We start from the raw sequence: 19,476 nt of genomic DNA, 5'->3' as shown, positions 1-19,476 counted from the left end.
CCCGCATGACTCTCCCGTTGATGAACAGTCGGCGTTGGCGCGGGACAGCGCCCCGTGCGGCCGACCCGCAGTATGCCTGACCAGGCCATCGACGCCAACAGGGAGGGGGAGGCCGGGGCCGGGCCGACATCGGTGTGTTACAGCCCGTCACGCCAGATCCTGTGTGCCGCTTGTTCGGAGGAGGGCCGCAGTGCGCGATGGCGGGCGATGAACGCTCGGCGCGCTTCGATGACGGCGTTCGGGTGGTCTTGCGTCACGCCGGGTGAAGACGCGCGCGGGGATGCCGACACCTGCGGACCTCGGCCAACTATGTATGGGGCATGCGAACTCCTCCCGGGTCCACCCGTGTCACCGCGTCGCTGGTCGCCGGCGCCGCGCTCGCCTTCGGCGGTGTCGGTTCCGCGGCAGCCCATGCTCACCGCGCCGCTTCGACGCCGCCCGCCGGCTGTGCCCGGGGTAGCGCCTACGGGTCGTGGCGCAACGAGCCGGGCCACTACTGGGAGAAGGCCTCGGCCTGCCTGACCGCAAGGGACGGGAAGCGCGTCCTGCGCTTCGGCGCCGAGTGCGAGTACAAGCCGGTCAACGGGCTCAGCATCCTCGCGCCCTGGGAGCGGGCCGACTGCGACGTGGACGCGTCCTACGAGCTCGTCCACGACGGGAGGACCGTTGCGGACGGCTTCAAGATCTTCACATCCGAGCGTGGTGTCGGCGAGCTCCTGGTCCCGTACGAGTGCCAGGGGCACGGCACCTACACGCTCACCGCCACGCTCGCCGCCTGGGACAAGGCCGACGGAACGGCTGAAGAGAAGGACCTCCAGGTCACGGCTGTCGGCTGCTGATCCGTCTGCATCCCGGCGAACGCCTGAGACAGCTGGCAGGCGCGCCGCATCCGACCGGTCCTTCGAGACCCGCCAGAACCACCGCGATGGAGGCGGTGGGGCTGAGGTCGCGAAGCCAGAACGCGACATCCTCGACGCGATCGGGATCTCGCGACACCCATAACCCTGGACTCGAGGAAGACCTCAACCTTCTCGCCGAATGGAACACCTTGCTGCTGCAGGTGCGACTGGACGGGCGCTCCACCTTGGAGGCAAGCACCCGTCCAACATCCGCGAAGGATCAACCCCTATCGCTCTCAGCCCCCGACGTGGGCGATGAAATCCGCTACCGCACGATGGAGTCCCAGCTCGTCGATGTCAAAGCCGTCCCGAAGTTCTGGGTCTGAACAGTACGCATCAACAGCACTGAAGAGTCGATCCAGCTCTTGTGCCTGTGATCCGACAAGACCCTTGCTGACTCCCCGAAAGAGCGCCAGGAAAAGTGTCTCGAACTCGGGGGCTGAAATCCTCCCACCGAGGAAGGCATTCGCAGCAACCCGGAATGGCTCGATCCTACTGTCCATCAGAATAGGAACCTATCGTTCATTACGCTTGAAATTTGACTCTCGCTCAGCTTCCAAGCGCTGAGGAAGCTGCCATCTGGGTTGGCGAGAACGGCCAACCGGCTCTCTGCGTGGTAGTAGGCAGTGGCTGGGTTCCCGCGATAACTGATGGAATCCTTGACAACGCCGTCCCCATCAAGGAAATCCTTCATCGCGGACTCAAACGCCTGGCGTCCAATGTTGTTGTTATTTTCGGTGACATCAAAGTCAATCGCGTGCTTGAACTTCTTATTGATCTGCTTCGCGCCAAAGGAGACCTCACACGAGAACCCCGCAGTGTTGTGAACGAGGACGGATACGCCACCCGCCATCACATAGTACGTGTGGAGGTTGCTTACGGTGAGGTTCCAGCGGTCGGCGCTGCCCGGCGTGATGACGAGCTTCGCGACGGTCGGGTGGCGACCGTTTGTGCTGGCGAGCTTGTGGCCCGGCTTCAGGTGGTCGGCGCGGACCCAGGTGTGGGTGGTGTCGTCCCAGACGGGGTGGTTGGCGGTGGTGTGGATGACACTGGTGTGGCCGTCGCCGGTGTTGACCGTGAGGTCGAGCAGGTCGTGGTCGTGGTTGATCCAGACGTGCTGGACGGTCTGGGCTCCGGCGACCTTGCCGTCGGCGGGGTTCGCGGACTCGACCTTGTCCCCGACCTGCAGCTTCGCGATGGGCTTGGTCTTGCCGTCGGCCAGGAGGACCGGAGTGGTCGGGGCGAAGCTGAAGGCGTCGCAGGTCTGACCGGCCAGGTCGGTGCCAAGCTCGTCGCCGGCTACCTCAGCGCCGTCTTCGAGGCCCTTCGCGGCGAGCATGGCGGCTTCGTCTTCACCGCCGGTGGCGAGGGTCAAGGCGATCATGCCTGCGGCTTGGGCGCACTGGCCCCAGGAGGGGTTCTCGATGCAGCCGACGACGTCGGCCGCGCCGGAGGCTTGGTAGACGAAGTTTGCGGCCTTCTCCCACCAGGGCTTGTTCGCCTGGGCGGCGATGGCGGCCTGCTGGGCCCGGTACTTGGCTTCGGCGGTCTCCTTCGCCGCCAGGGCTGCGCGGGCGGGGGCCCACATGGCGTCCCAGCGCTTGTTGGTGGCGTCGTCCCAGATGTGGTGGCGCTCGGCGAAGCCCTTGCTGTCGCCCCAGGCGGAGGGGTCGCAGGAACCGACGCCGCAGGTGTGGGGCGGTGTGGTGTAGCCGGTGATGTCGCCGTTCTTGTCGACGATCTGGCCCTCGGGGTCCGTGACGGTCCCGTTGCCGCAGGAGAAGCCGGATTCGGCGCAGTCGTCGGGGCGCAGGCCGGAGGGGTCGGCGCCGTTGACCGGGTCGTCGGCGGAGTAGGTGTAGCCGCCGAGCTGGTTGGGGCTTGCCGTCTCGAGGATGGGGTCGGCCTGGAGGAAGCGGCCGGTGGTGGGGTCGTAGTTACGGGCGCCGAGGAGGGTGTAGCCGGAGGCCGGGTCGTTGGGCTGGTTGAGGTAGCCGCGACCGTCGACCCAGGAGCCGCCGGTGACCCCGCGGGCGGTGCCGTAAGGGGTGTAGGCGCGGCGGTTCTCGGTGGTGAGGCCCGAGTCGAGGGTGACCGTGCCGGTGCCCTGGCCGTTGGTGACCTCGTAGGTGAGGGCGCCGGTGTTGTCGCGGACGACGGTCAGGCCGCCGCCGGCGCCGTAGTAGCGCAGGGCGGTCTTGCCGCCGGAGGAGTTGAGAGTGATCTGCTCGCCGGGGAGGTAGAGCAGGGTGGTGGTGTGGCCGGAGACGGTGTTCTTCTGCTCCAGCAGGCTGCCTGAGGCGTCGTAGATGTAGGTGGAGCTGTTGCCGGTGGTGGCGTCGGTGACGGTGTTGGTGCGGCCGTCGGGGGTGTAGGTGAAGCTCTGGTTGCTGGTGGTGGTGCCGCCGCCGTTGGTGACGGTCCGGGTCTTGGTGGAGCCGTCGGCGAAGTAGGTGTACGCGGAGGTGGCGGTGGTGGCGCCGGTGGAGTCCTGGGTGGTGGTGCTCTGGGCGGTGTCGGGCTGTCCGGTCTGGCCGGTGGCGGTCGGGTAGGTGCTGGTCTGGGTGCCGGTGGTGGCGCCGGTGGTGTCCTGCGTGGTCAGGGTCTTGCGGTTGCCGTCGGCGTCGTAGGTGTAGGTCTCCCAGTAGGGGGCCGGGCCGCCGTTGCTGGCAGAGCTCGGGGCGGTGCTGTTGCAGCCGCCGATGTTCGGGACCGACGGGGATGCGGCGCTGGTGGTGCCCTTCGTGTCGGTCCAGGCGGTCTGGAGCTGCTCGAGGCCGTTGTAGGTGAAGCACTGCAGGTCGGTCGCGGTTCCCGCGTCCTGGACGTCCTGCTCGGCGGTGACCTTGCCCGCCTGGTTCCACAGGGTGGTGGTGTCGTCGACGTGGCCGGTGCCGTTCTCCTTGTCCAGGGTGGACTCGGTGGTGCGGCCGGTGGCGGTGTCATAGAAGTTGGTCAGGACCACCTGGTCGGGCATGTCGCCGAGGGTGTAACGGGTGACCTGGCCGAGCGGGTTGGAGACGATCTGGGTCAGGTAGTCCGCGTTGCCGGCGAGGTTGGTGAGGGTGCCGGCCTCGGTGTACGAGTTGTAGACCGTCTCGGCGGGCAGGCCGCCGTCGGCGTTGTAGGTGGTGTGGTCGAGCAGTCCGGTGATCGGGGTGTAGGCGTAGCTGACGCTGTAGCTACCGGCGAGGCTGCCTTCGCTGCTCGGGATCGTCGTGGTGCTCCCGGTGGAGGAGCCAAGAGCGGTGTAGCCGGTGACGGTCTGGGTGTACTGGTTGCCGCTGACGTACGAGGTCTGGCTCGCGAGACGGCCCTTGCCGCCGGTGGCGGTGTCGTAGCTCCAGGAGTCCAGCTGGGTGCTGCCCTGGGCGAGGGTCTTCTTCCGACCGAGGACGTCGTAGGTGTAGGTGAGGGTGGTGTTGTTGGCGTCGGTGGACGTCAGCTCATCGCCGGCGGTGTCGTAGGTGGAGCTGGAAGATCCGGCGTCGGGATCGGTGGAGGCGATCTTGTTGCCGAGCGCGTCCGTGGTGGACGTGCGGACGTGGCCGGAGGCGTCGGTGATGGTGGTCAGCAGCGCCTCGCCGCCCGACCCGGTCGTGCTCTGGGTGTAGTCGTAGCTGGTGACGGTGGCGTCGGAGGCCTGGCCGGTGGCCGTGTTGGAGTGGTAGGTCCACAGCGCCGTGGTGCGGCCGAGGCCGTCGGTGACGGTGGAGGTGGCGGTGCCGCCTGTCGGGGTGGAGTTGTCGGTGCGGTCCACGCCGGGGTAGGCGGTGGTGCTGGACCACTGCAACTGGCCGTAGGAGTAGAACGACGACTTCGTCGGGCGGTCCATGCCGTCGTAGGTGGTCACGGTCTGGCCGGGGACGTTGGCGTCGGCGGCCTGGTAGATCGTGGAGGACGGCGCGTTGGTGATGTAGTACGGCGTGCTGGTGGTCTTCACCTGCTGGCCGTGGGAGTCGTAGAAGTAGTCCGAGACCAGGGTGCCGTTGGAGTTGGCGCCGTCCAGCGACAGGTTCTGGTCCTGGCGAAGGTCCATGAACCCGTTGTAGATCTGGTAGTCGAGGTGGTACGTCGCGTCCTCGCGCAGCGTCTCGGTCTCGATCCAGGTCGGGCTGCTCTGCCCGCCCACGGTGTAGACGAACACCTGGGAGGCGCTGGCGCTGGTGGCGCGGCCGGGCAGCCAGACGGAGGTGAGTCGTCCGAGCGAGTCGTACGCCTTGCTGGTGCTGCTGCTGTTGGGGTCGACGACCTTGGTCGGCAGCTGGCGCAGCTGGTCCAGGCTGGTGGTGGTGGTCCAGTTGCCGGTGGTGACGTTGGTGGTGACCACACTCGTTGGCAGGGTGCCGGTGGCCGGCGTGTAGGCGGTGGTGGTGGTGTCGCCGCGCACGTCGGTGGTGGACAGCTGGCGGCCGTAGGCGTCGAAGCCGGTGGAGCCGTTGGGGGCGGTGGTCTTCTTGGTCCAGTTCTCGGTGCTGCCGGACCAGGCGCCCATGGTGTCGAGCTCGGTGACGTTGCCGACGCCGGTCGTCGGGATGACGCCCGCGGTGGTGCTGCCGTCGTAGAAGGAGCGGGTGTCCTCGGTGGTGTTGGCGGCGGTCTTGGCCGGGCAGGCGCTCGTGCCGACACCGGTGCCGCTGGTGACGGCGACGGTGGTGGACTCGGCGGGGGCCTCGACCAGGCCGGTGTTGAGGCCGCTGGCTGGCGGCGTGGCGTAGGTGTAGGTGGTGCAGGTCTCCTGCGAGTGGGCGGTGCCCAGCAGGGAGGTGTCGCCCTGGGAGTCGGTCTGGGTGAGCAGGCCGGTGGTGGGCGAGTAGACGTTGACGGTCTTGGCGGTGCGCCAGGTGGTGCCGTCGGCCATCAGGCCGCGCGTGATGGTGGTCGCGTCGCCGGTGAAGTACGCCGTCTCGGCAGGGGTACCGGTCGGGGTGCCCTCGGCGTGGGTCGCGGTCAGGTGGGACCAGGGCAGCGTGATGGTGTAGCGGACCATGGTGCCGGTGTGGCTGGTGTACGTCTTGGTCTCGTAGGAGCGACCGGCGTACTGGTTGGAGTCCGTGATCGTGTCACCGAGGAGGTCGGTGACGGTGACCGAGCGCGGGCTGCCGCCCGTGGTGGACTGCGAGTCGCCGTCCATGCCCCGCAGGTACAGGGTGTGGGTGTCGGTGATCTGGTCGGTCCCGTGGCCGGTCTCGGTGAGAACGTCGCCGTAGCCGCGGAACTGGTCCCAGGTGCGCTGGGCGTTGGCGACCTGCACGGAGTCGTTGCGGTGCCAGGCCGGGGTGCCCTCGTAGATGTAGTCGGTGTAGCGGGTCGGCGCGCCGCCGACCTCGTCTATCTGCCGGACCTCCTTGACGACGTACTTCTCGAACCAGTCGGAGGTCAGCGTGGAACCGGGTGGGGTCCAGTACTCCTGGTAGCACAGCCTGGTGTCGTTCGACGGGGTCGGCAGATCCGGGCTGGTGGTGGACTGGTTGCAGTCCGCGGCCGAGTAGGTGACGTTGATCGTCTCGCCGGTCTCGGTGTTGATCGCGGTGATGCGGTAGCGGTTGAAGGCCTGCCACTGCGCGGCGCCCGGGACCCGGTTGGCCATGGCGGCATAGCCGAAGCTCACGGCCGGCATGCTGATGGAGGTGCCGTCGCGACCCTGGCGGACGATGCTGTCGAAGCGCAGCGCGGGCGAGGTGCCGTCACCCGGGTCCGGATAGGACTGGGTCAGGTAGTAGGAGTCGACCGGGCTGTAGCTGCTCGCGGTGGTGCTGCCGGTGTTGACGTCCGTGGTGATGGTCGTCAGTCGTACGGTCGAGAAGTACGACATCGAGTAGTTGGTGCAGGTGCCGCTGGAGGCGCAGACCTGGTCCTGGGGGACGTCGGGCCAGTACGGCGCGGTGGTGGAGGTCAGGGACGCGCAGTCGGTGGAGGTGACGGTGTGTCCGCTGATGACCGTGCCGGGGATGCAGCGGGTGGCGTTGGTGAACACGACCTTCGCGGCGGGCGCCGGGGAGGCGCCTTCGGAGGCGATGTCGGCGGCGCGCCAGCCGTATTCGATGTTGACCAGGTGGGCGCTGCGGTCGTAGACGGTCAGGGTGTGCGCGCTGGAGCGGGCGTAGTAGTTGGTCTCCTGGCCGTAGGTGTACTCCGTGGTGTTGCCGTGCGGGTCGATCACGAAGTCCAGGTACCAGCGGTAGGCCATGTTGGTGGCGTTGGAGCTGGTGCCGGTGGTGGAGGAGTAGCAGGGGTCGGCGCTGTTGGGGCAGTAGATCGGCTCGGTCGAAACGGAGTTGGTGGCCGTGTCCGAGCCGGTGCCGCCTTCGGCGGTGGGCAGCTTGCCCGCGCCGTAGTACATGCGGGTGCCGTCCTGCAGGGTGACGACCCAGCCCTCGCCGTTGTAGGCGCCGTTGTTCAGACCGGTCAGGTGGGTGACGGTGGCTCCGCTGTCCGCGGACAGGTGCCACTTGGTGCTGGTGTCGTCGTAGACGAGCTGGCCGCCGTTGCTGCCGGAGACGCTCACCTCGTGGCCGCCGTAGGCCCAGCAGGTGTCGGAGGAGGTGGACAGGCCGTCCTGGGAGCAGGCCTCGTAGCTGCGCTCGATGAAGTTCGACGCGGTGGACCAGCCGTCACCGACCCAGGAGGTCTGGGAGTTGGTGGAGGCGTTCTCGCCGTCGACGCTGGAGGAGGAGTAGTTGAGCGTGACCGAGGGCGCGGCCCCGCCGATGGAGGCCGGGACGTTGATCGGGTAGCTGTAGTTGAAGTCGCCGGTCGCGTCCCCGCCGGACCACTGGTCGGAGGGCCTCATCGAGGTCGCGGCGAAGCTGCCGGTGGAGCCGGACTGCCCGGCGACGGCGGCCATGACGACCATCGGGCTCGCGGGAGTCTGCGGGCTCACCGCGCTCGCGTACGTCGCGGTCGGGGTCGTTCCGCCGACGAGGGAGGCGTGGGTGGCGGCCGTCGTCGTGGACGGCTCGGCCGCGGCGGGGGCCTTGGCGGCGGGCAGGGTCAGGTCCGCGACGATGCGTCCGCTGTGCGGGTCGCGCACGGCGGTGACGGGGGTCTGCTTCTGGCAGGCCGCTTCCTGAGGGGCGGTCAGCGCGCAGGCCGGCAGCTCCACCAGGTGCATGCGCGAGCCGAGGTTGGCGCCGCCCTCACCGGTGAGCAGGCTGGGGTCCAGCTGGACCGCGACCTTGCCGTCGGCCGTCGAGACGTCGTTGCGGGACAGGCCGAACAGCACGCCGGACTTGATGCCGCCCTTGCGGGCCGAGGCCGGGTCGGCGAAGCGCACCTGCACGCCGCTGGGCGCGGCGGAGCCGGTGGCCGCGGCGGCCACCCACAACGGGGAGGAGCCCACGCGCGCGGCCGTTCCGGACACCACGCGGCTCTTCGCCAGCTCTGTGACCTGGCCCTTCGTCAGCGCCGTGGTGCTCTGTCCGGCCTTGGGCAGCGCGACCGCAGGGGCGTGGAACGGGTGCTGCGCGGGGGCGGCGGCGTGGCTTCGGGCACCGTCGGCGTAGCTGCCGGGCACGGGCTTGGCGTGCGGGAGCGGCGTCTGCGGCGGGGACCAGACCTGGCCCTTGTGGTACTGGGCGGCGAACGCCACGTCTGGCACGAATACCGAGCCCAGACCGAAGACGGTGACCAGCGCCAGCAGGCCGGTCAGTCTGGAGCGGAACCGCCGGGCGCGGCGTGAGCCGCGTGTGGTGGCCATGGGACCCCCGTGATCGATGGTGTGCGGCCAGGCCGCAGAGACGATCACGAAATGTAGATCCCCCGACAACTCCAACCGGAGTGACGATTATTAACTTCTTACCCTTCTTGGGGAGGGCATAGCAACACCAAGATCACCAAATCGGACATAGCAGACCGCTTGACCGGGAACTTGCGGCCTATGCCCGGACCTGCGCCGTACGAAGCACCCCACATACGACCTGACCTGGGCTCCATCGGCGGGGAGCTCGTCGCCGGTCGGGCTTGCAAGGTAAGGGATCCATTGATCCGTCGACGTACTCAGTGTCCGCAAAATGATCTTCCTTACCGGAGTCTTTCAAAGCGTTAACAGTGACTGCGAGCACGGGAGATTGTCCAGATTCACTGGCTTTGCACATCTTCTTTTCATGTGGACCGATCCTCATTCACTTCTCACCTGATCGGCCGACAGATGATCACGGCGAACCGCGTCAAAGCCCCCTCAATCAGACATCCTTGACAGCCCATCGGAGCGTTCCCGCTGGTCAGAGCCCTAGAGGTGCGGGTTACCGTGTGCTCTCCGGCGCGAGCATCGACGCCCACAGCAACCTGACCTTCCACCAGGCCGCCACCAGCAGCAACGGCACGCTCCCCGGCCACGTCCAGCTGCAGCAGTCCGCCGACGGCCACACCGGGTGGACCACCATCGCCACCCTCCCCGCAGCCACCGGCAGCCACACCCTGCACGTCACCAACCCGCACGGCTACTGGCGCCTCTACTCCCCCGCCACCACCGGGTACGCCACCGCCACCAGCAACACCGTGCACACCTTCCGCTACCTCACCAACATCACCGGCGGAACCCCGAGCACCACCCACGCCCATCACGGCCAGACCCTCACCTTCTCCGGCGGCCTGTGGGAACAGGGCATGACCGGCTGGGCCCGCATCCCCAACGCCAAGGTCACCCTCTACTTCCGCGCCACCGGATCCACCACCTGGCACACCATCACCACCGCCCAGACCAGCAGCACCGGGTACTACACCCTCCACGCCACCGCCACCACCAGCGGCATCTGGGCCGTCGGCTACACCACCCCCGACACCACCCACACCGACGCCGGCACCCCCAGCACCTACGTCCAAGTCGGCTGAACCACCGACCCGATCCCCGACCCCCAGGACCAGAACCATGCCGCACAGTTCCACCCGGCGCGCGCTGAACGGCGCCGCGCCCGCACGTCCGCTGGCCAGACGGATCGCCGGCCTGGCAGCCGGCGCCCTGCTCGCGGCGCCGCTGTCGGCGCTCGCGCCGGCCGTGGCCCACGCCGCTGCGAGCGCCGACGCGCCGCCGGTCGTGGCCTCGCCCGAGGCGATCGCGCAGGCGCAGGCGGAGAGCACGCACAAGAGCGTGACGGTCACCGCAGACAACACCGAGAGTTCGACCACGAAGGCGAATCCGGACGGCAGCTTCACCTACACGGCCAGCCCGTTCCCCTTCCAGGTGAACCAGCACGGCGGCTGGGTGCCGGTCGACGCGTCCCTGCAGCGCGACTCCGACGGGGGCTACTCGCCGAAGGCGGCCGTTTCGGGCCTCACGTTCTCCCCCGGCGGGACCGCTCCGCTGGTGACGCTGACGAACGGGGACGGCCAGCAGATCTCGGTCTCCTGGCCGAGCCCGCTGCCCGCCCCGACGGTTTCCGGTGCGACCGCCACCTACGCGTCGGTGTATCCGGGTGTGGACCTGCAGATGACCGCGGGCACCGGCGGCGGCTACACCGAGCACCTGGTCGTGCAGAACGCCGCCGCGGCGGCGAACCCGGCGCTGAAGGACATCCACTTCGGCGTCCGGACCAGCTCGGGCCTGAAGGTCAGCAAGAGCGCCGCCGACGGGCTCCAGGTCACGGACGCGCACGGTGACGCCGTGTTCTCCTCGCCCACCGCCACCATGTGGTCCGGCGCCACGTCGGCCGCCGGCTCGGGCACCACGGGTATCGCAGGCGCCGCGCCGGCCGCGCGGGCGAAGAGCGCTCAGAGCTCCGACGGCTCCCCCAAGGCGTCCCTCGACAACGCCCACCCGGTCGCCGACCTCGGCGTCGCCGTGAGCGGCGACGGCCTGGACCTGGTGCCGCCCACCGGCTCCCTGACCGGGAGCGACGCCACCTACCCGCTGATCATCGACCCGTCGATGGCTCCGTCCGAGCCCGGCTGGACGTGGATCTCGTCCGTCGACTCGGGGACGAGCTACTGGGAGGGCAGCAACAACAGCACCGACAACCTCGCCCGCGTCGGCTACGACAACTGGTGCTCCGACGGCTCGAGCGGGTGCACCGGCTTCGGCATCACCCGTGCGCTGTTCTCCTTCGACATGAGCAAGCTCGCCGGCAAGCACGTCACCGGCGCCACGTTCAGCATGACCGAGCAGGGGCCCACCTCCTCGTGGTCCGGCACCAAGCAGATCGACCTGCACGGTGGCGGCGGGATCAGCTCCGGCACCACCTGGAGCAACCAGAGCGTGTGGGGCGCGGTGGCCGCCTCGGCGAACTTCCCCAGCATCACCAGCAACACCACGGGCAACGCCAACTTCGACGTGACCTCGCTGGTGCAGAACGCGATCGCGTCCGGCTACCAGACCCAGACGATGGTCCTGCAGGCGCACGACGAGAGCGACGACACCGCCTACCGGCACCTGATCGGCAGTGCGACCGACTCCGGCCACCCGGATCTCGAGGTGACCTACTGGTCCACGCCGAACCTGCCGAGCAGCCTGTCGGTCACCAACACCGGTGCCACCACCGCCTGCAACACCACCGCACCCGGCACCTGGATCGACGCGAACGACTCCAGGACGGTCACCCTGAACGCCGCGCTGACCGGCCCCGACACGGGCTACGCGGAGACCGCCGACTTCTGGTACCAGAAGATCGGCAACACGACCTGGACGAACCTGAACGGTCCCACCGTCACCGCGCAGAGCACTCCGCAGCCGGTGAGCGTGACTCCTCCCACGCTCGGTGACGGCGAGGAGTACCAGTGGCAGGTCTACGCGCAGTCCGACGGCGGCGCCTACAGCAGCGCGGCCGCGCCCAGCAGCAGCACCTCCTGCTGGTTCCGGACCGACTTCACCGCGCCGGCCGTCTCCGTCTCCTCCAGCGCCCCGCCCACGAGCGTCGGACCCCAGACCGGCACCCTCAACCTGACCGCGTCCGACTCGGGCACCAACCCCTCCGGCATCGCGAAGATCGACTACAACATCGACGGCACCTCGCTGAACAGCGGGGGCGCCGAGGAGCGGTCGGTCACCGCCGCCACGGCGACGATCACCCTGCCCGCCACCAGCTGGGGCACCCACGTCGTGTGGTACGACACCGTCGACAACGCGGGCAACCAGTCGGCCCCGCAGCACTTCGACTACTACCTCGCCGACGGCGCCTTCACCCCGGGCACCTCCGGGGACCTGGACGGCGACCACAAGCCCGACCTGGCCGTCATCGACGCGCAGGGCAACATCCGCTACTACAGCGACCCGTTCGCCGTCAGCCCCAACGGCTCGGGCGGCAACCCCGACGGCGGCGCCGTCATGATCAAGAGCACCTCCGCGCCCAACGGCACCAGCTTCGCCGGGGCGCTGATCGCCCACAACGGCTCGCTCACCGGCCAGACGTGCGACGACCTCGTCGTCATCCAGTCCGGCAGCCTGCACGTGGCCTCCGACAACAACAACTGCAGCCCCACGACCTCGTGGACGCTGAGCGGCGGCGAGGCCCGACCCGTCGTCACCGGCAACAGCCTGTACAACCAGACCGACTGGTCCTCCGTGCAGCAGCTCGTCGCACTGCCCGCCACCAGCGCCACCAACAACAAGCCCGCCCTGCTGGCCCTGGAGAACTACGGCGGCACCCCGTCGCTGTGGCTGTACACCGCGTCCGGCTCCACGTTCCACACGGCAACCATGCTGGCCAGCGGCAGCTGGCTGTCCGACTACACGCTGATGTCCCCCGGTCTGGTGGGCGGCTCGCCAGCCCTGTGGGTGCGTTCCCTGAGCACCGGCGCGCTGCTGCAGTTCACCGGCGTCGAGTCCTGGCAGAGCCTGACGGCGGCCCCCTCGGCCAGCACCATCGCCGCGAGCGGCTACCGCGTCGGCCAGTACCCGTCCGTCACCAGCGACGGGCCCGAGGACGGATCCGGCCCCACGATCTGGGCCACGAACAAGACCGGCCGGCTGTTCGACATCCCGACGACGGTCAACGGCAGCACGGTCACGCTCGGCTCCGCGACCCCGGTCAGCACGGTCGGTTGGGCGGAGGGCACCCAGACCCTCGAGGGCGTCCGACCGCTCCACCCCACCAGCAGCATCGGGGTCTACCGGTCGAGCAACGTCACCTTCTACTTCGACAAGGCCAACAACAGCACGACCCTCGACCACAGCCTCACCCTCGGGTTCGCCCAGGCTGGCGACGTCCCGCTGGTCGGTGACTGGTCCGGCACCGGCGTCGACGGGGTCGGCGTCTACCGGCCGAGCAACGAGACGTTCTACCTGGACGACTCCAACACGGTCTCCGAGATCGACCACACCATTCGCTTCGGCGACTCCGGCGACACCCCCGTCGTCGGCGACTGGAACGGCGACGGCATCACCACCATCGGCGTCTACCGGCCGGGCAACGAGCACTTCTACCTCGACGACTCGCTGACCGTCTCGAACGCCGACCACGTGGTCTGGTACGGCGACAGCGGCGACCAGCCGCTGGTGGGCGACTGGACTGGCACCGGCGTCGACAGCATCGGCGTCTACCGCCCCAGCACCGAGCAGTTCATCCCCGCCGCCTCACTGACCAACGCCACCGCGCTGTCCACCCAGGTCTTCGGCTCCTCGGGCGACGCCCCGTTCACCGGCGACTGGACCGGGAACGGCACCACCACCTTCGGCGTCCGCCACTCCGCCAACAGCACCTTCTACCTGGACGACTCCCTCACCTCGGGAACCACCAGCCAGTCGACGCTGTTCGGCATCTCCACCGACACCCCCGTCACCGGGGACTGGAACGGCATGTAGCCGGACACGCAGGGGCCCGCCCGCCTGTGCAGGGCGGGCGGGCCCCGGCCCTGTTCGCCGCTCACCCCGACCACCACTCCCAGCTGTCAGGAACCGCACCATGACGCACCGCCACCACACCGCTCGCACGCTCGCCTGCGCCGCCGGAGCGACCACCGCCGCTCTGCTCCTCACCGCCTGCGGCGCCGGCCATGACGTCGGCACCGGCACGGCGCCGGTGTCCCCGGCCGCCCACCGGACCGCGGCCGCCGACCCGGCCACCACCGCCCGCCAGACCCAGTTCGCGCAGATCCGGACCGAGATGAACCAGGCCGTGAGCGCTGCCGGCCTCAAGGGCGACGCCGTGGTGGACCTGCACCCGGGCGGCTCGCTGACCAGCACGAGTGCGAAGTACTGCCTCAACAGCCTCCTGTTGCTGGTCCCCAACGCTCACGCCGCCCAGGTCGCCACCACGCTGGAGCACGCCGTCAAGGCCTCCGGCTGGACCCCCGACGCCGGGGCCGGGCCCGACACCATCGCGCTCGACCACGGCGACTGGACCATCACCGTCGCCCACCAGAACGCCGGCAACGACACCGACCCCGCCACCGGCAAGGTCCGCACCGGCCCCATGACCTTCTTCCAGGCCAAGGACAACAGCCTCGACTGCAGCTGAGCGCCCTCACCGCCCCGACCGATCCCCTATCTCTCTCCACTCATGCACCTTGTCTTCCCTGGCCTTCCGTCCCGTCTCGCCCGCCTCGCCTGCGCCACCGCGCTGACCGCGACCGTCGCCCAACTCGCCGGGGCCGCCGCGGCACCCGCGACGCCGACCACTCCCCCGGCCGCCTACGCTCCGGCGGCCCGCAGCGGCACCGCCGCGGCGTCGAACCCAGTCCCGGGCGCGGGCGCGCTGCCCGTCAGCACGAGCCCCGGGCTGGTCGCAGTCCCCGCGATCGTCGCCGACGCCTACCGCAGGGCCACCGCGGCCATCGCGGCCACCGACCCGGGATGCCACCTCAGTTGGCCGGTCCTCGCCGCCATCGGGCAGGTCGAGTCCGGCCAGGCCGACGGCGGGCAGGTCACCGCCGACGGCACCACGGTCCACCCGATCGTGGGGCCGGCGCTCGACGGTCAGGCGTTCGCCGCCGTCCGGGCGAACGACGGCAGTTGGGCCCGTGCCGTCGGCCCGATGCAGTTCCTGCCGTCGACCTGGGCGACGTGGGGTGCGGACGGGAACGGCGACGGCCGCAAGGACCCGAACAACGTCTACGACGCGGCCCTGGCCGCAGGCCACTACCTGTGCGCGGCGGGCGGCGACCTCGCCTCCGGCAGCGGACTGGACAGGGCGATCCGCGCGTACAACCACTCCGCGCCGTACCTGGCCGACGTCCTGTCCTGGATCCACCGCTATCAGCATCCCGGTCAGGCGAGCGACAGCGTGCCTCCGGTGGTCCAGGTCGCCGCCGCGCAGACTTCCGACCCCACCCTCCAGGCGGCCGTCGTCATGGCAGCCCTCGCCTCCGCGAGCGACCGGCCCTCGGTCGCCGGTGCGGCCGCGGTCCGCTACGCCGTGGCCCAGCTCGGCAAGCCGTACGTGTGGGGCGCGTCGGGTCCGGACACCTTCGACTGCTCCGGCCTGACCTCGCAGGCGTGGGCGCACGCGGGCATCGCCATCCCGCGCACGAGCCAGGACCAGTGGGCGCAGCTTCAGCACGTTCCGCTCGGCGAGCTGCGGCCCGGCGACCTGGTCGTGTACTTCGCCGGTGCGAGCCACGTCGCCCTCTACCTCGGCGACGGCAGGGTCATCCAGGCCCCGCGCCCCGGCGCCGTCGTCGACATCGTGCCCCTGGACCGCAATCCGGTTCTCGGCGCCGTCCGTCCCGATCCCGGCGATCCGGCCCTGCCGCCCCCCACCACACCGGCCCGGCCGGGAAAGCCCACTCCCCCGCGTCGGCCGACCGCCCCGGGCAGGCCCAAGCCGGGTGAGCCCAAGCCGCCGAAGCCCATGCCGCTGACGGCCCCGACCGTCACCTCCACGCAGTACCCCGCCGCGCAGGCGGGCTCCCCTGCCGGAACCCCCGGCACATTCCGGCTCACCACCGCGCAGGCGGCCGGGACTGCGGCATTCCAGTACAGCCTCGACCAGCCCTTCACCTCCACGGGCGTCACGCCGACGACGGTGCAGCCCGACCCGGCCGGTCAGGCGACGATCACCCTCACCCCGTCGGCGGCGGGCACGCACACCCTGTACGTCCGCTTCACCACCACCGACGCCCGCACCTCCCCCACGACCGGCTACCGCTTCACCGTCGCCGCACCCGCGGTGCGGCTCTCCGCTCTCGGCGACCTCACCGGCGACGGCCTCACCGACCGGATCGTTCTCGACACCGTCGGCCAACTCCAGCTCTACCGAGGCCAGAGCGACGGCACCTACGCGACGACCGCCGAACCTCTCACCCACCCGGCACCGACGCCGGCTCCGGCACCGGCTCCGGCCACGGGCTGGAACGCCGTCACCCAGCTGACCGTCCTCCCGGCCACCGCCGCTTCCGACACCCCCGCCCGCCTCGAGGTCACCGAGAACGGCACCACCACCGACTACACCCTCGATGCCACCGGCGAACTGGAGGTCTGGCACCAACCCTGATCCCGGCACCGCGTCACGGGTACCGAACTTGCCGTAGGAGGTGCGGGGTTCGCCGCTCTGTGTGAGCCATCCCTCGCGCGTCGTCGTGGCGCCGGTGGCCGGGGAGGGTCGATCATGGAGTCATGACGTCCGAGCTCGATGGAGAGTCCGCTCCCGGCCGCGGGTACCTGCTGGACAACGCGCGCGCCGAGGCGGGCGAGCGATTCGTCTGGCTGGCCGAGTTGTTCGACGGTGTGACCCGCGGACACGTCGATCGACTCGGCGTCAAGGCCGGCTCGCGCGTCTGGGAAGTGGGGGCCGGAGGCCCTGGCATCCCCGAGGCGCTCGCGGCGGCCGTCGGTCCGACCGGCCACGTGCTGGCCACGGACATCGACCCGTCGTGGCTGAACGCGGGCCACGGGTACGAGGTGCGCCGGCACGACCTCGCCGCTGATCCGACCCCGGAGCCGGGGACGTTCGACCTGGTGCACGCCCGGCTGGTGCTGGTCCATGTACCGGACCGGGCGCGGGCGCTGGCCACGATGGCGGCAGCGCTACGGCCCGGCGGCTGGCTGTTGGTCGAGGACGCCGACACCGCTTTGCAGCCGCTGGCCTGCCTCGACGACAGCGGCCCTGCGCAGCGGCGTGCCAACCGGCTGCGCGAGGCGATCCGCGCGCTGCTGGCGGGTCGCGGCGCGGACCTGCGCTACGGCCGGACCCTGCCGCGGGCCTTGCGTGACGCGGGCCTGGTCGACGTCGCGGCTTCGGGCTCCTTCCCGGTCGGCGGACCGGCCTGCAACCACCTGGAGGCGTCGACCATCCGGCACGTGCGCGCCGAGCTGCTCGCGGCCGGCCTGGCCGACGACGCCGAGATCGACGCGCACCTGGCCGCCATCCACGCGGGCGAACTCGACCTGACCCTCGCGCCGCTGATCTCGGCCTGGGGACGCCGCCCGGCCGAGCACCCCTGGTCACCCGGCTAAGGCCCCCTGACCGGGGGATCCAACCTCGTCATCGGCGGAGAGCCGACCGGCTGATCAGCCGTCATGTCGGTCGGCGGTTCGCGCTGTACGGCAGGTTCTGACGCCGGGACGGGCGTCCCGACCGGGCATCGCGTCGACGGTCAGGCCGTCGCGGGTTGGACCGCCGGGCTGCGGACGCCGTCCATGACGAGGGCCGCGATCGCGGCCGCCACGGAGGAGGCCGCCATGAAGACCCACACGTGCTGGAAGCGCGCCAGCGAGGGCTCTCCGCTGCCGAGCAGGCCGACCATCACCGATGTGCCGATCACCATGCCCAGTTGGCGTGCCATGTTGACGACGCCGGAGCCTGTGGAGGCCTGGTGCGGCGGCAGTGCCGCCGTTCCGGCTGCCGTGAGCTGAGGGAGGACGATGCCGACGGCGACGCCGGAGAGAATCCACGGACCGAGCATCTGCGTGGCGTAGGCCGGCTGGTCGCCGGTCACCGCGGCCTGCCACACGGCGCCGGCGCCGAAGAGGACGCAGCCCAGCGCGATGAGGCGCCCCCGCGCTGCACGCGGGAAGGCACGCGTGACCAGCATGGAGGTGACCGGCACGAGGGCGGGGCCGACCGCTACGGCCAGACCGGTGCGGATGGCGGAGTAGCCCCAGTGCTGCTGGAGCCACAGGATCCGCGAGAGCAGGCCGACGCCGAAGGCGGTGTTGAACAGCAACTGGGCGGTGTTCGCCCAGGCGAAGGAGGGGATCCGGAGCAGGGCCGGATCTATCATCGGGGCCGCGTGGTGGTTGATGCGCCAGACGAAGACGGCCAGGCCCGCGGCCGCCACCGCCCAGGAGGCGAGGACGGGGCCGGACGCCCAGCCCCAGTCGTTGCCCTGGACGAGGCCGAGCACGAGCGCACCGGCGGACACGGCGATGACGGCGCCGCCGAGCAGGTCGGGCCGGGGGGCGTCGGCGTTGTGGCGCACGTCGGGCACCACCTTGGCGGCGGCCAGTGTCAGCGCGAGACCGATGGGGACGTTGATCCAGAAGGCCGTCTGCCAGGAGATCTGCACCAGGATGCCGCCGACCGCGGGGCCGAAGGCAGCCGCGACCGCACCGGTCATCGCCCACAGGCGCGCGCCGGCGGCGCGCCGGTCCGCCGGGAGTGCGGCCAGGAGCAGGCCGAGGGAGGCCGGTGTCATCAGGGCCGCGCCCGCGGCCTGCACGATGCGGAAGCCGACCAGCCACCAGATGCCCGGGGCGAAGCCGCAGGCGAGGCTGGCGAGGGTGAAGACGAGCATTCCGGCCAGGAAGCCGGACTTGCGGCCGTAGCGGTCGGTCAGTCGCCCCATGGGTACCAGCAGCGCGGCGTAGACGACCGCGTAGGCGTTGAGGATCCAGCTCAACGAGCCGAGCGAGGAGGTGCCGAAGTCGTGTCCGATCTCGTCGAACGCCACGTTCACGATGAACAGGTCAAGGCTGGCGAGGAAGGCGGAGCCGGTCAGGATCGCGACCGCGAGCCTCGTGCGCGGAGGCTGACTATTGGATGCCATAGCCAGAATCTAGACAGCTGACTATGGCAATGGCAAGCCAGGGCCGTACGATGGACCCATGACCCTTCAACTCGAAGGCTGGTTCGCCCGCCGGGGCGACACGCCCCTCGGCGACCACTGCGGCATCGACCGCACCATGCAGCTGGTCGGCAACCGGACCTCCATGCTGCTTCTGCGCGAGGCGTTCCACGGCACCACCCGGTTCGACGCCCTGCACAGGCGGGTCGGGGTCACCGAGGCCGTGGCGGCGCAGCGCCTGAAGGAGCTGGTCGCCGCCGGTGTCCTCACCAAGGAGCCCTACCGCGAGCCGGGCCAGCGCACCCGCCACGAGTACCGGCTCACCGAGGCCGGCCACGCACTGCTGCCGATCGTCATCGCACTGCTGGAGTGGGGCGGACGCTACACACCTTCGGAGTTCGGCCCCAGCCGCCTGACGCACGCGGACTGCGGGGCGCCCGCCCACGTGGAGATCCACTGCGAGGCCGGCCACGCCGTGCCCGAGGAGGACCTCGTGGTGCGGGCACCGCACGATCGCTGACCACCGGCCGCCCGTCGGGCTCCTGCGCACCCAAGGCCAGAGCGGCCCCGACGACGCGCGTCGGCAGGGGGCCTGAGCCCCGCCGGCGCCCCGAGATGTCCTGGCCGGGAGCTACTGTGCGGTCCGAGCACGATCGTCGCCGACGCGGCGGCGACCAGAGACGGCCAGCACACGAGGAGTTCC

General features: G+C 70.2%; 11 protein-coding genes. 8 read left to right on the top strand and 3 right to left on the bottom strand.

From position 1 onward, the window contains the following. Positions 1-320 precede the first annotated feature (320 nt). Positions 321-839 carry a hypothetical protein gene (locus TR49_RS16175; RefSeq protein WP_042382283.1) on the top strand — a complete coding sequence of 173 codons (519 nt, stop codon included), beginning with the start codon at positions 321-323 and terminating at the stop codon, positions 837-839. A gap of 86 nt (positions 840-925) precedes the next feature. Continuing rightward, the gene (locus tag TR49_RS44365) at positions 926-1,225 is read left to right on the top strand and encodes a hypothetical protein (RefSeq protein ID WP_162484682.1); all 300 of its coding nucleotides are present in this window, start codon (positions 926-928) and stop codon (positions 1,223-1,225) included. Here TR49_RS44365 and TR49_RS46715 read toward each other — a convergent pair. Then, positions 1,136-1,402 carry a colicin immunity domain-containing protein gene (locus TR49_RS46715; protein WP_084724942.1) on the bottom strand — a complete coding sequence of 89 codons (267 nt, stop codon included), beginning with the start codon at positions 1,400-1,402 and terminating at the stop codon, positions 1,136-1,138. The genes TR49_RS44365 and TR49_RS46715 overlap by 90 nt on opposite strands. Beyond that, positions 1,402-8,598 (bottom strand): polymorphic toxin-type HINT domain-containing protein, encoded by a 7,197-nt coding sequence (locus TR49_RS46415; RefSeq protein WP_042382280.1) that lies wholly within the window; start codon positions 8,596-8,598, stop codon positions 1,402-1,404. The genes TR49_RS46715 and TR49_RS46415 overlap by 1 nt, the downstream gene beginning before the upstream one ends. 551 nt (positions 8,599-9,149) lie before the next feature. Between TR49_RS46415 and TR49_RS16165 the strand changes: the two genes are divergently transcribed. The 5 genes from TR49_RS16165 (at position 9,150) to TR49_RS16140 (ending at position 17,223) form a co-directional block, all read left to right on the top strand. Continuing rightward, positions 9,150-9,731 (top strand): hypothetical protein, encoded by a 582-nt coding sequence (locus TR49_RS16165; RefSeq protein ID WP_042382278.1) that lies wholly within the window; start codon positions 9,150-9,152, stop codon positions 9,729-9,731. Between the two features lie 37 nt (positions 9,732-9,768). Then, a complete protein-coding gene (locus TR49_RS16160) occupies positions 9,769-13,632 on the top strand; it encodes a DNRLRE domain-containing protein (protein ID WP_042382277.1) in 3,864 nt (1,287 codons plus the stop codon). A 100-nt stretch (positions 13,633-13,732) separates the two neighbouring features. Then, positions 13,733-14,287: a hypothetical protein gene (locus tag TR49_RS16155; protein ID WP_042382275.1), complete on the top strand. Its 555-nt coding sequence runs from the start codon at positions 13,733-13,735 to the stop codon at positions 14,285-14,287. Between the two features lie 42 nt (positions 14,288-14,329). Further along, complete coding sequence (locus TR49_RS47040) at positions 14,330-16,261, top strand: NlpC/P60 family protein (protein ID WP_052434347.1); 1,932 nt, start codon at positions 14,330-14,332, stop codon at positions 16,259-16,261. Positions 16,262-16,383: 122 nt separating this feature from the next. Continuing rightward, positions 16,384-17,223 (top strand): methyltransferase domain-containing protein, encoded by an 840-nt coding sequence (locus TR49_RS16140; RefSeq protein ID WP_042382270.1) that lies wholly within the window; start codon positions 16,384-16,386, stop codon positions 17,221-17,223. 140 nt (positions 17,224-17,363) lie between these two features. Here the strand turns inward: TR49_RS16140 and TR49_RS16135 are convergent, their stop codons facing one another. Then, a complete protein-coding gene (locus TR49_RS16135) occupies positions 17,364-18,755 on the bottom strand; it encodes an MFS transporter (RefSeq protein WP_042382269.1) in 1,392 nt (463 codons plus the stop codon). A 58-nt stretch (positions 18,756-18,813) separates the two neighbouring features. Between TR49_RS16135 and TR49_RS16130 the strand changes: the two genes are divergently transcribed. Next, the gene (locus TR49_RS16130) at positions 18,814-19,293 is read left to right on the top strand and encodes a winged helix-turn-helix transcriptional regulator (RefSeq protein WP_042382264.1); all 480 of its coding nucleotides are present in this window, start codon (positions 18,814-18,816) and stop codon (positions 19,291-19,293) included. Positions 19,294-19,476: the final 183 nt, after the last annotated feature.

It is taken from the genome of Streptacidiphilus melanogenes, from assembly GCF_000787835.1.
Classification (GTDB): Bacteria; Actinomycetota; Actinomycetes; order Streptomycetales; family Streptomycetaceae; genus Streptacidiphilus; species Streptacidiphilus melanogenes.
This window is presented reverse-complemented; position numbering and strand designations above follow the sequence as displayed.

What these genes read in the sequence shown, in the direction of transcription:
- TR49_RS16175 (WP_042382283.1), top strand. Translation starts at nt 321, where the DNA reads ATGCGAACTCCTCCCGGGTCCACCCGTGTCACCGCGTCGCTGGTCGCC.
- TR49_RS44365 (WP_162484682.1), top strand. Translation starts at nt 926, where the DNA reads ATGGAGGCGGTGGGGCTGAGGTCGCGAAGCCAGAACGCGACATCCTCG.
- TR49_RS46715 (WP_084724942.1), bottom strand. Translation starts at nt 1,402, where the DNA reads ATGGACAGTAGGATCGAGCCATTCCGGGTTGCTGCGAATGCCTTCCTC.
- TR49_RS46415 (WP_042382280.1), bottom strand. Translation starts at nt 8,598, where the DNA reads ATGGCCACCACACGCGGCTCACGCCGCGCCCGGCGGTTCCGCTCCAGA.
- TR49_RS16160 (WP_042382277.1), top strand. Translation starts at nt 9,769, where the DNA reads ATGCCGCACAGTTCCACCCGGCGCGCGCTGAACGGCGCCGCGCCCGCA.
- TR49_RS16155 (WP_042382275.1), top strand. Translation starts at nt 13,733, where the DNA reads ATGACGCACCGCCACCACACCGCTCGCACGCTCGCCTGCGCCGCCGGA.
- TR49_RS47040 (WP_052434347.1), top strand. Translation starts at nt 14,330, where the DNA reads ATGCACCTTGTCTTCCCTGGCCTTCCGTCCCGTCTCGCCCGCCTCGCC.
- TR49_RS16140 (WP_042382270.1), top strand. Translation starts at nt 16,384, where the DNA reads ATGACGTCCGAGCTCGATGGAGAGTCCGCTCCCGGCCGCGGGTACCTG.
- TR49_RS16135 (WP_042382269.1), bottom strand. Translation starts at nt 18,755, where the DNA reads ATGGCATCCAATAGTCAGCCTCCGCGCACGAGGCTCGCGGTCGCGATC.
- TR49_RS16130 (WP_042382264.1), top strand. Translation starts at nt 18,814, where the DNA reads ATGACCCTTCAACTCGAAGGCTGGTTCGCCCGCCGGGGCGACACGCCC.